Genomic DNA, 14,238 nt, shown 5'->3' with positions numbered 1-14,238 from the left:
GAGGCACGACCATGACGACGGACGGGCGGCGGCTGCACTGCCTGGTCACCGGGGCGTCCGGCTACATCGGGGGGCGTCTGGTGCCCGAGCTGCTGCAGGAAGGCCACCGCGTCCGGTGCCTCGCCCGCTCCCCCGCCAAGCTCCGCGACCACCCCTGGGCGGCGCACGCCGAGACCGTCCGGGGCGACGTCACCGACCCGGAGTCGCTGGCGTCCGCGATGCGCGGCATCGACGTCGCCTACTACCTGGTGCACGCCCTCGGCTCCGGCTCCCGCTTCGAGGACACCGACCGCGCCGCCGCCCGGACCTTCGCCGAGCAGGCCCGGGCCGCCGGTGTGCGGCGGATCGTCTACCTGGGCGGGCTCACGCCACGCGGCGTCCCCGAGGACTCGCTCTCCCCGCATCTGCGGTCCCGGGCCGAGGTGGGGCAGATCTTCCTCGACTCCCCCGTGCCCGCGACGGTGCTGCGCGCCGCCGTCGTCATCGGCTCGGGCTCGGCGTCGTTCGAGATGCTGCGCTACCTCACCGAACGCCTGCCCGTCATGGTCACCCCCAGCTGGGTGCACACCCGCACCCAGCCCATCGGGGTACGGGACGTGCTGCGCTACCTCGTCGGGTCCGCGAGCATGCCGGACGACGTCGACCGGGCCTTCGACATCGGCGGGCCGGACGTCCTCACCTACCGCGACATGATGCGGCGCTACGCCGCCGTGGCCGGGCTGCGGCGGCGGTTCATCGTGCCGGTCCCGGTGCTCACGCCACGGCTGTCCAGCCACTGGGTCGGCCTCGTCACCCCGGTGCCCGCCTCCCTCGCCCGGCCGCTGACCGAGTCGCTGCGGCACGAGGTCGTGTGCCGCGAGCACGACATCGCCCGCTACGTGCCGGACACCCCGGGCCGGCCGCTGCCGTTCGACGAGGCGCTGGCCCTGGCACTGCGCCGGGTGCGGGAGGCGCAGGTCACCACGCGCTGGTCCTCGGCCTCGGTGCCCGGGGCGCCCAGCGACCCGCTGCCCACGGACCCCGACTGGGCGGGCGGCAGCCTCTACCAGGACGAACGGCAGCGGCCGGTCGACGCCTCCCGGGAGGCGCTGTGGAGGGTGGTCGAGGGCATCGGCGGCGACAACGGCTGGTACTCCTCCCCCCTGGCCTGGGCGGTGAGGGGCTGGCTGGACCGGTTCGCGGGCGGTGTGGGACTGCGCCGGGGACGGCGTGACACCGAGCGTCTGCGGGTCGGCGACTCACTGGACTTCTGGCGCGTGGAGGAGATCGAACCGGGTCATCTGCTGCGGCTGCGGGCCGAGATGCGGCTGCCCGGCCTCGCCTGGCTGGAGATGTACGCCGAGACCGACGAGGAGGGCCGCACCCGCTACCGGCAGCGGGCCCTGTTCCATCCGCGCGGTCTGCTGGGCCACGCCTACTGGTGGAGCGTCGCCCCGTTCCACTCCGTCGTGTTCGGCGGCATGGCCCGCAACATCGCACGGGCCGCGTCCGAGGGCACGAGCGGACGCAGGAGCGCCGCGCGCGTCCGGCGGGCCCGCCGGCACCGAAGTGTCCGGGAGCAGCGAACGCAATCCGCACCACCGCACCAGGAGTGACGCCATGACCGCCGCGGTCGTCCTGTTCACCTCGGACCTGCGTCTGCACGACCATCCGCCCCTGCACGCCGCGCTGAACTCGGCGGACGAGGTGGTGCCCCTGTTCGTCCGCGACCCCGCCGTGCACGCCGCCGGCTTCGACGTGCCCAATCGCGCCGCCTTCCTCGCCGACTGCCTGGCCGACCTCGACGCGGCGCTGCGCCGGCGCGGCGGACGGCTGGTGGTGCGCACCGGGCCGGTCGCCCGGGAGGTCCGCGCGGTCGCCGCCGCCTGCGGCGCCACGGAGGTCCACATGGCCGCGGGCGTCACCGGCTACGCCCACCGCCGTGAGGAGCGGCTGCGCAAGGAACTCGACGCCGGCGGTGTCGCCCTGCGGGTGCACGACACCGTGGTCACCGCCGTCGCGCCGGGGGCCGTGACACCGTTCGGCTCCGACCACTTCGCCGTGTTCACCCCCTACATGCGCCGCTGGTCCGAGGAACGGCTGCGCGACCCCCTGCCCGCGCCGCGCGCGGTGCGGGTCCCCGACGCCGTGCGCGGCGAGGAGCCACCGTCCCGGACGGGCATGACGGACCTGTCACCGCGGCTCCCGGACGGCGGGGAGACGGCCGGGCGCGAGAGGCTGGCGCGCTGGATCGACACCGGCCTGTCCCGGTACGAGGAACGGCACGACGACCTGGCCGGTGACGCGACCTCACGCCTGTCGCCGTACCTCCACTTCGGGGCGCTCTCGCCGGTGGAGGTCGTACGGCGGGCCCGGGAGAAGGGCGGCGCCGGCGCGGAGGCCTTCGTCCGTCAGCTGTGCTGGCGCGACTTCCACCACCAGGTCCTCGCGGCCCGGCCCGAGGCGGCCGTGCGGGACTACCGCACCCGGGGCGACCGGTGGCGCGGCGAGGACGAGGCCGCCGAGGACATCGCCGCGTGGCGGGAGGGCCGCACCGGCTACCCGGTGGTCGACGCGGGCATGCGCCAGCTGCGCCACGAGGGCTGGATGCACAACCGGGCCCGGCTGCTGGTGGCGAGCTTCCTGACCAAGACGCTGTACGTGGACTGGCGGATCGGTGCCCGGCACTTCCTCCGGTACCTGGTGGACGGCGACCTCGTCAACAACCAGCTGAACTGGCAGTGGGTCGCCGGCACCGGCACCGACACCCGTCCCCACCGCGTCCTCAACCCCGTGCTCCAGGGCAAGCGCCACGACCCGGACGGCACCTACGTACGCCGGTGGGTGCCCGAACTGGCGGACGTCGACGGCGCGGCGGTGCACGAGCCCTGGCGGCTCCCGGCGGACGAGCGGGCCCGGCTCCGCTATCCCGCGCCGCTCCTCGACCTCGGTGAGGGACTGGCCCGCTTCCGGCAGGCCCGGAGCCGCGGCTGACGGCACGACACGCGCGCATCCGAAACACCTCCCCCTGTGGAAGCACTGATGTGCGGATGACCGGAAGCGAGAAGGGGTTGTGCATGCTTGGACCGTGGCCGACGCCGGCCGGACCGGCGGAGACGAACCACGCCCCGCTCACCGCTCCCGGGGCCACGCGCGCCGTGGAGCACGTCCTGGAGCGGGTGCTGGACACGCGACTGCGGCAGGCCCGCGAGACCGACGCGGTGTTCGCCCACGACATGGCCGACCGCGTCGCCGCGTTCGTCCGGCGGGGCGGCAAGCGGCTGCGCACGGCGTTCGTGTGGTGCGGCTGGCGGGCAGCGGGCGGCTCGGGCGACCCCGGGGCGGTCCTGCGCACGGGGGCCGCCCTCGAACTGCTCCAGGCCTGCGCGCTCATCCACGACGACGTGATGGACGGTTCCCCGCTGCGCCGGGGCGCGCCGGCGATGCACGTGGACTTCGCCCGGGACCACCGGGCCGGCCGGGCGGCCGGGTCCGCCGACTCGTTCGGGACGTCGGCCGCCGTGCTCGCGGGCGACCTGGCGCTTGCGTGGGCGGACGACCTGCTGACGGAGACGGCGCTCGCCGCACCGCACGGCGCTCGGCTGTCCGACGAATGGCGGGCCATGCGCACCGAGATGGTCGCCGGTCAGTACCGCGATCTGCGCGCGCAGGCGAGCGGCTCGTCCGACGCCGAGGAGGCCCGGACCATCGCCGTGCTGAAGAGCGCCCGGTACACCGTCGCGCGGCCCCTGGCGCTGGGCGCGTCCCTGGCCGGCGCGGACACACCCGTCCTGGACGCGCTGCGGGCGGCGGGCCGCTGCGCGGGGCTGGCCTTCCAGCTGCGCGACGACCTCATCGGCGCCTTCGGCGACCCGGAGCTGACCGGCAAACCGGCCGACGACGATCTGCGCTCCCGCAAGCTCACTCCGCTCCTCGCCGCCGCCGTCCGGCTCGCCGACGCCCGCGGCGACCGGGACGCCGCCGCCGTGCTCGCCCCGGGTGCGGGCGCCCGCCCGGAGCACACCGTCGAGCGGATGCGGGCGGCGCTGGAACGGACGGGCGCCCGGGCCGAGATCGAGGCACGGATCGCGGAACTGGCGGCCGCCGGCCTGCGGCACTTCGAGGCGACCGGGGCCGCACCCGTCGTACGGCGGGAGTTCGCCGCCCTGGTCGAGCGGGCCTCGGGCATCACCCCGCAGACCGCCGAGGAGCTCGTATGAGGACGGTGACGGGGCCGACGGACCATGTCGTCGTGGTGGGCGCGGGCCTGTCCGGTCTGGCGTGCGCCCTGCATCTGCTGGGCGCCGGCCGCCGGGTCACGCTCGTCGAGCGGGACGCCGGCCCCGGCGGCCGGGCCGGGCGGGTACGACTCGGCGGCTACCTGGTGGACACCGGGCCGACCGTGCTGACGATGCCGCACCTGGCCGACGAGGCGTTCGCGGCCGTCGGCGAGAGCCTCGAACGGCACGTCGAGCTGGTGCCCCTGCACCCCGCCTACCGGGCGGGCTTCGCGGACGGGACCTCGCTCGACGTGCACACCGACGGCGACGCCATGGAGGCGGAGGTGCGGCGCTTCGCCGGACCGGCGGAGGCGGCGGGCTACCGCAGGCTGCGGGAGTGGCTGGAGCGGCTGTACCGGGCGCAGATGCGCCGTTTCATCGACACCAACTTCGACTCGCCCCTCCAGCTGGCCCACCCGGATCTGGCCCGGCTGGCGGCGCTCGGCGGCTTCGGGCGTCTCGACGGCCGGATCGGCCGCTTCCTCTCCGACGCCCGGCTGCGCCGCGTCTTCTCCTTCCAGGCCCTGTACGCCGGGGTGGCACCGGCCCGGGCGCTCGCGGCCTACGCGGTGATCGCCTACATGGACACGGTGGCCGGTGTCTGGTTCCCCAAGGGCGGCATGCACGCCCTGCCCCGGGCGATGGCGGACGTGGCGGCCGGTGCCGGTGCCGAGCTGCGCTGGTCGGCCGAGGTGAGCGCGCTGGAACGTTCGGGAGACCGGGTACGGGCCGTCCGGCTCGCCTCGGGTGAGCGCATCCCGTGCGACGCGGTGGTGCTGACCTGCGAACTGCCCGCCGCGCACCGGCTGCTGGGCCGTGCGCCGCGGCGCCCGGTGCCGCTGCGGCACTCGCCGTCCGCGGTGGTGCTGCACGCCGGGACCGACCGCACCTGGCCCCGTCTCGCCCACCACACGCTGTCCTTCGGCGCCGCGTGGGAGCGCACCTTCGACGAACTGACCCGCTCGGGGGCGCTGATGAGCGACCCGTCTCTGCTGATCACCCGTCCGACCACGCACGACGCCTCGCTGGCGCCGCTGGGCCGCCACCTCCACTACGTCCTGGCGCCCTGCCCCAACACCGCCGTCGGCCCCTCCGCCGCCGCCTGGCGGGACCTGGGCCCGCGCTACCGCGACAGCCTGCTCGCCGAGCTGGAACGCCGCGGCCTCGACGGCTTCGCGGACAGCGTCGAGGAGGAACTGCTGGTGACCCCGCTCGACTGGACGGCCCAGGGCCACGCGGCGGGCAGTCCCTTCTCCGTCTCCCACACCTTCGCCCAGACCGGCCCCTTCCGGCCGCGCAATCTCGTACGCGGACTGGACAACGTGGTCCTCGCGGGTTGCGGGACCACACCCGGTGTCGGTGTACCGACCGTGCTCATCAGCGGGAAGCTCGCCGCCGCCCGCGTCACCGGGGGCCGCACCCGGCCGGCCCGGGCGGTCCGGCCCGCGGACCGCCGCCCGTCCGCCCCGACCGGAGCAGGTGCCCATGACCCGTCGTGAACTGGACGCCGCCGGGATCACCGACCCCGGCCTGCGCGCCGCCTACGGCCGGTGCCGGCAGCTCAACGCCCGGCACGGCCGGACCTACTTCCTCGCCACGCGCCTGCTGCCGCTGGAACGCCGTGCGGCGGTGCACGCGCTGTACGGTTTCGCCCGCTGGGCCGACGACATCGTCGACGACCTGGACCGGCGTCTGACCCCCGACGAGCGGGACCTGCTGCTCAAGCGGCTGGAGGGCGACCTCGGGCACGCGCTGCGCACCGGCGGCGGAACCGAGCCGGTGGTCCGGGCCGTGGCGGACACCGCCGACCGTTACGGCATCGAGGTGGACCTGTTCGCCGACTTCCTCGCCTCGATGCGCGCCGACCTGACCGTCACGGACTACCCGACCTACGCCGATCTGCGGGCCTACATGCACGGCTCGGCCGCGGTGATCGGCCTGCAGATGCTGCCCGTGCTGGGCACGGTCGTCCCGCGCGAGGACGCGGCGCCGCACGCGGCGGCCCTCGGGGTGGCGTTCCAGCTCACCAACTTCCTGCGGGACGTGGGCGAGGACCTGGACCGCGGTCGCGTCTACCTGCCCGCCGACCTGCTCGCGGCGCACGGCGTGGACCGCTCGCTCCTGCTCTGGAGCCGGCGGACCGGCCGCCGCGACCCGCGCATCCGGGCGGCACTGGTCGCGGCCGAGGCCATGACGAGGGACGTGTACCGGACGGCCCGGCCGGGCATCGCGATGCTCGACCCGAGGGTGCGCCCCTGCATCGGCACCGCGTTCACGCTGTACGGCGGCATCCTCGACGCGATCGCGCGGCAGGACTACACCGTGCTGCATCACCGTGCGGTGGTGCCCCGCCGCCGGCGGGCGGCCACCGCCGCGGCGGGTGTCCTGAAGGTGGCCCGCGCGCGGTGGCGCGCGGCGCCCGCGGCGGATCGCGACGCACCGCAACGGAAGGGAGCGGGTCGTGGCTGACCGAGCGGACAAGGCACGCTGGACCTCACCGCTGCGGCGGCGCCGCGGCCCCGGCTGGGCGGAGCAGACGCCGACCTGGCGCGCGGCACGGCCGGCGCTGATCGCCGACGCCCTCAAACGGGCGTCCGCCCGGGCTTCCGGTAACTGGTTCGTGGTCGGCGCCTCCCGGGACGTGCGCCCCGGCCGCCCCTGCGGCAGGACCGTCGGCGGCGTCGAGGTGGTGCTGTGGCGCTCGCGGTCGGGTGATCTCCGGGCGGGGTCCGGTGTCTGCCCGCACCTCGGTGCTCCCCTGCGGGACAGCCGGGTGGTGTGCGGCACGCTGGTGTGCCACTGGCACGGGCTGGCGCTGGACGGCTCGCCGTTCGCCGGCTGGCAGCCGTACCCCGCCCACGACGACGGGGTGCTGGTGTGGGTCCGGCTGGACGCGGTCGGCGGGGAGGAGCCGTCGGAGCAGCCGGTGGTTCCGGCGCGTCCCGCGGCGACGGCCGGGGTGGACGCCGTGTTCACGGCGGCCGGGCGGTGCGAACCGCAGGACGTGGTGGCCAACCGCCTCGATCCGTGGCACGGGTCCTGGTTCCATCCGTACTCCTTCGTCGATCTGACGGTGACGCGGGAACCGCTGGGCGACACGGACGACGCCTTCGTGGTCGATGTGTCCTTCCGGGTGGCGGGCCGTCTGGTGGTGCCCGTCAGGGCCGAGTTCACCGCGCCGGAGCCGCGTACCGTCGTCATGCGCATCACCGAGGGCGAGGGCGCCACGTCCGTGGTGGAGACGCATGCCACGCCGCTGACCGCCGCGGACGCGGCGCAGCCGCGGACGGCCGTGATCGAGGCGGTCGTCGCCGCTTCGGACCGGCGCGGCTTCGCCCTGGCCCGGGCCGCCGCCCCCGTGCTGCGCCCCTTGATGCGGCGCACCGCCGGTCGCCTGTGGCGCGACGACCTCGCCTACGCCGAGAGGCGCTGGGCGCTGCGCAGCACCGGGCGGTTCCCCGGATGAGGTGAACCCGCCCAAGGGGTCTCGGGGGGTCGTCCCGGGCCCGCCCGGCCGCGGGAAGTCACCGGTGCGCCGGAGGTCTCGCGAGCGCGCCGAGTGCCCGCAGCACCGGGGAGCGGCCGGCCCGCGGCACGGTCCACAGCACCTGGCCGCGCACCCCCCACCCGGCGAGCAGCGCGTTGGACGCCAGGAAGCCGGTGGTGGCGGCACGTTCCATCAACGCCACGGGCAGGTCGCAGCGCAGTCCGTCACCGGCCAGCGTCAGCCACGGGTGAGGGGTTCGTACGGTGGGGCGCCGGTGGTGGGTGCCGACCGGGAAGAGCGGGCAGTCCGAGCGCCACTCGTGCCGGGCGTCGACGACCCGCGCCTGACCGATCTCCGGGTAGACCCGCCGCGCCTGCCCGAGCAGCGCGTCCTGCACGCTCTCCCGGTCCGCGCCGGGGCCGACGGCGTAGGCGTGCAGTTCCACGACCGAACCGCCGTTCTTCGCGGCCCAGCGGGCGGCCTCGCCCTCGTAGCGTTCCAGGACGCTGATGTTGTCGAGGCCGTCGTAGCCGCTGGTGCCGAGGAAGCCGGGGCGGTCGGCGCGGACCGGCCGGTCGAGCCAGAGCCGCGAGACGAGGAACGGCGGGGCGGTGCGCAGGGCGGCGATGCCCTCGCGCCAGGGGGCGGTGCCCAGGCGGGGCGAGGCGGCGACGACCTGGCGCAGTCCCCCGGTGTCCAGGGCGAGCACCACCGCGTCGTGCCGGTCGGTGCCGGTGCCGGTGCGCACCTCCGCTCCCCCGGCGCCGGCGGGTTCCACGCCGTGGACGGGTGTGCCGAGGCGGACGGTCGTGCCGAGGCGCTGGAGGTAGTCGCCGAGCGGCTCCCACAGGGCCTGGGGAAAGGGCTCGTCGGGCACGTCGAAGAGCAGTCCCTCCGAGGAGCCGAGGAAGTAGATGTGGAACATCAGCAGCAGTTCGGCGGCGGAGAGTTCGCGCGGGTCGGCGAAGAAGCTGCGCGAGAACACCTCGAAGGCCAGGTGGTGCGCGGCCTCGGGGAAGCGGACGCGTTCCAGGAACTCGGTCGCGCCGACCTGGTCGAAGCGGGCGTACACCTCGGGCACGCGTACGTCCAGGAGCGGCAGTGCCGCCCGGGCGTCCAGGGCGGTGAGGTCGCGCCAGCCGAAGGTGGGGCTGAGGGCGACGAAACCGAGGGCGCTGAGGGGCGGGGTGCGCGGGACGCGGGCGAAGCTGTCGGTGAGTCCGCCGCTGTGTCGCAGGGGGTAGTCGGGCAGCGGGGTGAGGCGGGCGAGGGCGGGGTCGGTGCGCCGCAGCAGGCCGCGCAGGTTGTAGTACTGGCGGAAGAAGGCGTGGAAGCCCCGGCTCATGGTCACCTCGGAGCCGTCCGCCAGCAGGGTGCGGTGGCCGGCGAGACGGCCGCCCAGGGACTCCTCCCGTTCGTAGAGGGTCACCCGGGCGCCGCGCTCGGCCAGGCCGGTGGCCGCGGCGAGTCCGGCGATGCCGCCGCCCACCACGGCGACGGACGGCGCGTCCGCGGGCCCGAGCCCGTCCCGGCCGGGCTCGGGCATCAACACCTCGGCTTTGCGGTCCCGGCCGCGGCGGACGGTGGGACGGGTGCTCATCGGGCGGCCTCCGCCGGCTCGGCGACGCCGTTGCGGGCGACGAACGTGTGGGTGATGCCGGTCTGCCATCCGGCGAGGGGCAGGGCGCGGGCACGCGTGAACCCGGCCCGCGTCAGCCGGCCGGTGAAGACGGGAGCGGTGTCGAAGTCGAGGACGCTGCGCCACAGGTGCCGGTACAGGGCACGGTCGCCGGTGAGCGTGCCCGCCGGGATGATCACCCCCTGGCAGACGGCCGTCCACAGGGCGCGGTGCGCGGGCGAGCCGCCGAGGCTGTACTCGTGGACGGCGAGGCGCCCGCCCGGCCGCAGCAGGGACCGCACGCCGGCGAGGACGCCGTCCGGGTCGGAGACGTTGCGGAACAGGTAGGCGGCGAAGACCGCGTCGAACGGGCCTTCGCCGGCCGTCGGCAGTTCCTCGGCGCTCAGGTGCAGGAAGCGCACCCCGTCGGGCCACGGCTTGGCCAGTGCCCGCCGCAGCATGCCGGCGGAGGCGTCCACCGCGGTGATCCGCGCCCGGGGCGCGGCCCGCAGCAGGGCCCGGGTGGAGGCGCCGGTGCCGCACCCGAGGTCGAGCAGGTGCAGACCGGCCCCGTCCCCGGGCAGCCGCAGCCGGCGGGCCGAGCGCAGCAGGTCGGTGCGGTAGCCGGGGTTGAGGCCGGTGAGACGGTCGTAGGTGCCGGACGCGTGGTCGAAGGCGTGGGCCAGGTCGCGGTCGTGCAGCAGGGTCATGGGGGGCTCTCCCGGGTTCCTGGGGCGGGGTGGGTGCGGCGGGGCAGGAAGGGGACTTCGAGTGCGGTGCGCAGCATCGGGCCCACGGGGGTGCGCAGTCCGATGCCCCACTCCTCACGGACCGAGGTGGCGCCGTCGAGGAAGCGCAGCAGGCGCTGCGGGGGCGTGCGGCGGAACAGGCCGGTGAAGAACGCGGGGCCGTCGATCCGCCCGGTGTCCAGGGCGCGCAGCAGCACCGCGTCCATGGCGAGCGCCCGCCGCCCGTGCGGCCGGGGCACGGTGGCGCGGCCGTCGCGCAGGGCGTCGGCGATGGCCCGGCTGTGCCGCTGTACGGCCGCGAAGGTGTAGCCGGTGGCGGGGCGGGTGGCGCCGCCCGCCGTCCCGATGCGGAAGACCGAGGCCCCCGTTCGCCGGGGGAAGCGGGCGTCGGTCATGGGGATGACGCCCTGCTCGGCGGAGTCCACGGTGAACTCGCCCAGGCGCAGCACCGCGCGGGCGTAGTGGCCGAGCGCCGCCTCGTACTGCGGGGTGGTCAGGGGGGTCCGGGAGAACTCGGTGTACTCGACGAGTGCCCGGTCCGGGGCCAGCGGGAGGACGTAGCCGAAGGCGAGCCCGTGTCGCGGCTGGGGCACCCGGAAGTCCATGAGGTCGGCGACCGCCGGGTCGAACCGGCCGGCGCGGGTGCGCACGAACCAGCCGCGGAAGTGCTGGAGCAGCTGCGTCCTGGCCGGGGGCAGGGCGGGCAGCGGCCGCGAGTCGAACACGTACCGGGAGCGCAGGGTCAGCGTCCGGCCGCCGGGTGTCGTGCAGCGGACCTCGGCGCCCCCGGGCACGTCCCGCACCGTGTCGGCCGTCGCGCGCAGCAGCCGCCCGCCGGGCGCGCCCTCCAGCCGCGCGTGCACCAGCCGTTCGAAGGCCGTGGAGCGCACCATGCGGTAGCGCGAGGGGGCCGGGTCGACGGTGAGCGGGCTGCCGTCGGGGCCGTGCACCCGCAGCAGGGGCCAGGTGGCGGTGACCGCCTCGTCGAGGTCGTCGCCGCCTTGGTCCCAGTAGCACCAGGTCCGCTCCGCCGGCCGCGCGGGACCGTCCGGCGGCTCCACCACGGTCACGGTCGCGACGCCGGTCCCGACCAGCCGGTTCGCCAGGCTGAGGCCGGCCGCGCCGCCCCCGACCACCACCACGTCCGACGTGCCGGCGGGCCCCCGGGTCACCGGGTCCACCACGCGCCGCTCATCCGCACACCACGCTCCCGGCCACCCGGTCGACTGTGTTCCGTCCGTTCACCGCTTCGGGCGGACGGCCGCGTTCGGATGCAGCGATGCCGGAGCTACCGCGACACGACCGATTCCAGAACGGCAACGGCCTGGGCGAGCCCTGTCGGACGCGGCAGGCCGGCGACGGTCCGGCCGGTCCAGCCCGGCCCGATCGTCAGGACGACCGGCTTGCGGCGGGCACCCCGCACGCCCCACTCCATCGCGGCCACGTGCTGGGCGAGCGGCCGGCTGGCGGTGGTCCGGGACTGCGCCCACAGCGCCACCGCCGCCGGCCCCGTTCTGCGTACGGCCGTGACGAGTGACTCCACGGGCAGGGCACCGCCGAACATCCGCACCGGCAGGCCGCGTTCGGCGAGCGCGGCGGCCAGCACCTCCAGGGGCAGCGTGTGGTTCTCCCCCGGCACGCAGGCGAGGACGGTGGTCGCGCCCGGGCCGTCGGCGGCCGCGGGCGGGGTGCCGCGCCGCAGGGCGCCCGAGACGTGCCAGGACAGGAAGTGCTCGACCTCGACGTACTTCTCGCCCGAGCTCTCCCACTTGCGGCCGACCGCCTGGAGGGTCGGCATGATGACCTCGGTCCAGGCGGCGACCAGCCCGTGCTCCGCGATCGCGGTCTCCAGCAGGTCGTCCAGCGCGGCGGCGTCGAGACGCAGAGCGGCACGGGCGATGCCCTTGCATTCCTGGCGCACATCACCGAGGCGCAGCCCGCTGCCCGCCCGGCTGCGGGCGGGGGCGGAGGACCGCGGTGGCGCGCCGGCGACCGGCCGGTCGGGGAAAGCAGGCCCCGGTGCCCCCTCGGCGGCCCGCCGGGCCAGGCCCGCCTCAACGGGCGCCGGCGCAGCCTGCCCGGCCTTGGCCGCCTCCGGTGCCGCCGGGGCGGCGCGCCCGCCCGCACCGGCCTCCTGCGTCGCTTCGCCGAGCACCGTGCGCGCCGCCTCGGCGGGCGGTATCCCGGTCGCCGTCAGGGCGCACATCCGCTCCAGCCGTGCCACGTCCCCGGGGGTCCACCGCCGGTGCCGCCCACCGGTGTGCGCCTTGGGCCCCAGGCCGTAGCGCCGGTCCCACGTCCGGACCGTGGTGGGCGCCACCCCCAGGCGTCTGGCCACCTCCCCCGTGGTCAGCCCGCCACCGAGCGGCGAGCCCTCACGTCCGCGGTCCTCGCTGTCTCGTTCGTGTACACCCATGCCTCCGACTGTACGACGCACAAACGACGCATGTTGAGATGCGTCGTTTGTGCACCGAACACTGGCTTCGAGCGCATGGTCGCGGCTCGGCACAGCGCGACCGGTGCGGTTCGGCAGACGGCCTTCCGTCCCCGCACGACGCACTGCAGGAGGAACCCGGCCATGATCACGAATACGCGACTCACCGCCCCCACCGCCCCCGCGGAGGAAACGCGGTACGAGGAGGAACTGGCCCGTGGCCTCGTCGCCGCCGACGAGGAGGCGTTCGCCGCGATCTACCGGCGTTGGGGCTCACTCGTCCACACCATGGCCACCCGACTGCTCGGTGACACCTACGAGGCGGAGGACGTGACCCAGCAGGTCTTCCTCGGCGCCTGGCACGGCCGGGCCGGCTTCCGCCCCGAACGGGGCCCGCTCGGCGCCTGGCTGGTCGGCATCACCCGCCGCAAGATCGTCGACGCGCTGGCGGCCAGGACGCGGCGCCTGACACTCATCGACTCGGCCGGCCGCGACGCGGACACCGGCGGCCCCGACGAGACGGCACCGGACCGCGTCCTGGACCGGGTCCTGCTCATCGACGCCCTGGCGCGGCTGCCGCGCCACCAGCGGGAGGTGCTGTGCATGGCCTTCTACGAGGACCTGACCCAGGCGCAGATCGCGGAGCGGACCGGCATGCCCCTGGGCACCGTCAAGAGTCACGCGCGGCGCGGCCTGCACCGGCTGCGGACGGTGATCGAGCAGGCCCCGGTCCCCGACACGGACTTCTGACGGATACCGGCGTCCGCATCCAGGGCGGCACCCGCGCCCGAAACAGGACCGAGACTCCGCATCGTACGGAGCCCCCTTCACAGGGATTCCGAAGGGATGATTCCCATGACCTCCCACACCCGACTCGCCATCGCCGCCTCGGCCGGAGCATGTGCCCTGGCCCTCGGCGTTTCCGCTCCCGCCCTGGCCGGCCAGCAGGACAAGGCCATGGTGTCCGTCTTCCACGGCATCCCCGGCATGACCGTGGACGTGTACGCCAACGGCGACGAACTGATCGGCGACTTCAAGCCCGGCACGGTGACCGACCCGCAGTCCCTCGACGCCGGAACCTACGACATCCAGATCTTCGAAGCGGGCAAGGGGCCCGGCGGAACTCCGGCTCTGGAGAAGGAGATCCAGGTACCCGAGGGCGCGAACGCCACGGTCGCCGCCCACCTCTCGGCCGACGGCACACCGCAGCTCACGGCCTTCACCAACGACGTCTCACAGGTCGAGGCCGGCAAGTCGCGTCTGACGGTCCGCCATGTCGCGGCGGCACCCGCCGTCGACGTCCGGGCGGGCGGACAGCCGGTCTTCAGCAACCTCACCAACCCGAAGGAGGACACCGCCGAGGTCGACGCGGGCACCCTCAACACCGACGTGGTGCTCGCCGGTACGGACACCGTGGCCATCGGCCCGGCCGACCTGAAGCTCTCGGAAGGCACCGGCACCGTCGTCTACGCCTGGGGCAGCGCCGAGGACAAGAACCTCGCCCTGGCGACGCAGACGTTCAGCGGCATGGCGTCGTCACCCCGCGGTGTCCCCGCGGGCGGCAGCGGTGCCGCCGTCACCCCGAACTCCTCCGACCTGGGGCCGGCCTGGGCCGCGGCGGCCGGAGCGGTCGCGGTGACGGGCCTGCTGGTGGCTCGCCGGGCCGCCGGCCGGCGTGGCTGAGGGCACGC

Annotated in this window: 12 protein-coding genes; 8 read left to right on the top strand and 4 right to left on the bottom strand. The window is 75.6% G+C overall.

Features of this window, described 5'->3' with window-relative positions; translation table 11 throughout:
* The first annotated feature begins 11 nt into the window (after positions 1 to 11).
* The 6 genes from ACFY9E_RS27040 to ACFY9E_RS27015 all read left to right on the top strand — a co-directional run bounded on the left by ACFY9E_RS27040 (position 12) and on the right by ACFY9E_RS27015 (position 7,725).
* Complete coding sequence (locus ACFY9E_RS27040) at positions 12 to 1,595, top strand: DUF2867 domain-containing protein (protein ID WP_390988244.1); 1,584 nt, start codon at positions 12 to 14, stop codon at positions 1,593 to 1,595.
* 4 nt (positions 1,596 to 1,599) lie between these two features.
* Positions 1,600 to 2,973 carry an FAD-binding domain-containing protein gene (locus ACFY9E_RS27035; protein ID WP_390988242.1) on the top strand — a complete coding sequence of 458 codons (1,374 nt, stop codon included), beginning with the start codon at positions 1,600 to 1,602 and terminating at the stop codon, positions 2,971 to 2,973.
* A gap of 83 nt (positions 2,974 to 3,056) precedes the next feature.
* Positions 3,057 to 4,199, top strand: a complete 1,143-nt coding sequence (locus tag ACFY9E_RS27030; protein ID WP_390988240.1) for a polyprenyl synthetase family protein — start codon at positions 3,057 to 3,059, stop codon at positions 4,197 to 4,199.
* Positions 4,196 to 5,758 (top strand): phytoene desaturase family protein, encoded by a 1,563-nt coding sequence (locus ACFY9E_RS27025; RefSeq protein ID WP_390988238.1) that lies wholly within the window; start codon positions 4,196 to 4,198, stop codon positions 5,756 to 5,758. Before ACFY9E_RS27030 ends, ACFY9E_RS27025 begins: the two co-directional genes overlap by 4 nt.
* Positions 5,745 to 6,728 (top strand): squalene/phytoene synthase family protein, encoded by a 984-nt coding sequence (locus ACFY9E_RS27020; protein WP_390988236.1) that lies wholly within the window; start codon positions 5,745 to 5,747, stop codon positions 6,726 to 6,728. The genes ACFY9E_RS27025 and ACFY9E_RS27020 overlap by 14 nt, the downstream gene beginning before the upstream one ends.
* Positions 6,721 to 7,725, top strand: coding sequence for a DUF5914 domain-containing protein (locus tag ACFY9E_RS27015; RefSeq protein WP_390988235.1), 1,005 nt, complete (start codon positions 6,721 to 6,723; stop codon positions 7,723 to 7,725). The genes ACFY9E_RS27020 and ACFY9E_RS27015 overlap by 8 nt, the downstream gene beginning before the upstream one ends.
* Positions 7,726 to 7,783: 58 nt before the next feature.
* On the opposite strand, the gene ACFY9E_RS27010 is transcribed toward ACFY9E_RS27015, so the two are convergent.
* From ACFY9E_RS27010 to ACFY9E_RS26995, 4 genes are all read right to left on the bottom strand, one after another.
* Positions 7,784 to 9,346 carry an FAD-dependent oxidoreductase gene (locus ACFY9E_RS27010; protein ID WP_390988234.1) on the bottom strand — a complete coding sequence of 521 codons (1,563 nt, stop codon included), beginning with the start codon at positions 9,344 to 9,346 and terminating at the stop codon, positions 7,784 to 7,786.
* Positions 9,343 to 10,074, bottom strand: a complete 732-nt coding sequence (locus ACFY9E_RS27005; RefSeq protein ID WP_390988232.1) for a class I SAM-dependent methyltransferase — start codon at positions 10,072 to 10,074, stop codon at positions 9,343 to 9,345. Before ACFY9E_RS27005 ends, ACFY9E_RS27010 begins: the two co-directional genes overlap by 4 nt.
* The gene (locus tag ACFY9E_RS27000; protein WP_390988401.1) at positions 10,071 to 11,294 is read right to left on the bottom strand and encodes a lycopene cyclase family protein; all 1,224 of its coding nucleotides are present in this window, start codon (positions 11,292 to 11,294) and stop codon (positions 10,071 to 10,073) included. The genes ACFY9E_RS27005 and ACFY9E_RS27000 overlap by 4 nt, the downstream gene beginning before the upstream one ends.
* A gap of 107 nt (positions 11,295 to 11,401) precedes the next feature.
* Complete coding sequence (locus ACFY9E_RS26995) at positions 11,402 to 12,529, bottom strand: MerR family transcriptional regulator (RefSeq protein WP_390988231.1); 1,128 nt, start codon at positions 12,527 to 12,529, stop codon at positions 11,402 to 11,404.
* A 162-nt stretch (positions 12,530 to 12,691) separates the two neighbouring features.
* On the opposite strand from ACFY9E_RS26995, the gene ACFY9E_RS26990 reads away from it, so the two are divergent.
* Together ACFY9E_RS26990 and ACFY9E_RS26985 are read left to right on the top strand one after the other, a co-directional pair.
* Positions 12,692 to 13,297, top strand: a complete 606-nt coding sequence (locus ACFY9E_RS26990) for a sigma-70 family RNA polymerase sigma factor (RefSeq protein WP_390988229.1) — start codon at positions 12,692 to 12,694, stop codon at positions 13,295 to 13,297.
* A gap of 105 nt (positions 13,298 to 13,402) precedes the next feature.
* Positions 13,403 to 14,230, top strand: coding sequence for a DUF4397 domain-containing protein (locus ACFY9E_RS26985; RefSeq protein ID WP_390988227.1), 828 nt, complete (start codon positions 13,403 to 13,405; stop codon positions 14,228 to 14,230).
* The last annotated feature ends 8 nt before the right edge of the window (positions 14,231 to 14,238 follow it).

The sequence above is a fragment of the Streptomyces sp. NPDC012466 genome, assembly GCF_042955215.1.
In the GTDB taxonomy this organism is placed as follows: domain Bacteria; phylum Actinomycetota; class Actinomycetes; order Streptomycetales; family Streptomycetaceae; genus Streptomyces.
The sequence above is the reverse complement of the archived record's forward strand: the minus strand, read 5'-3'. Positions and strand labels throughout refer to the sequence as shown.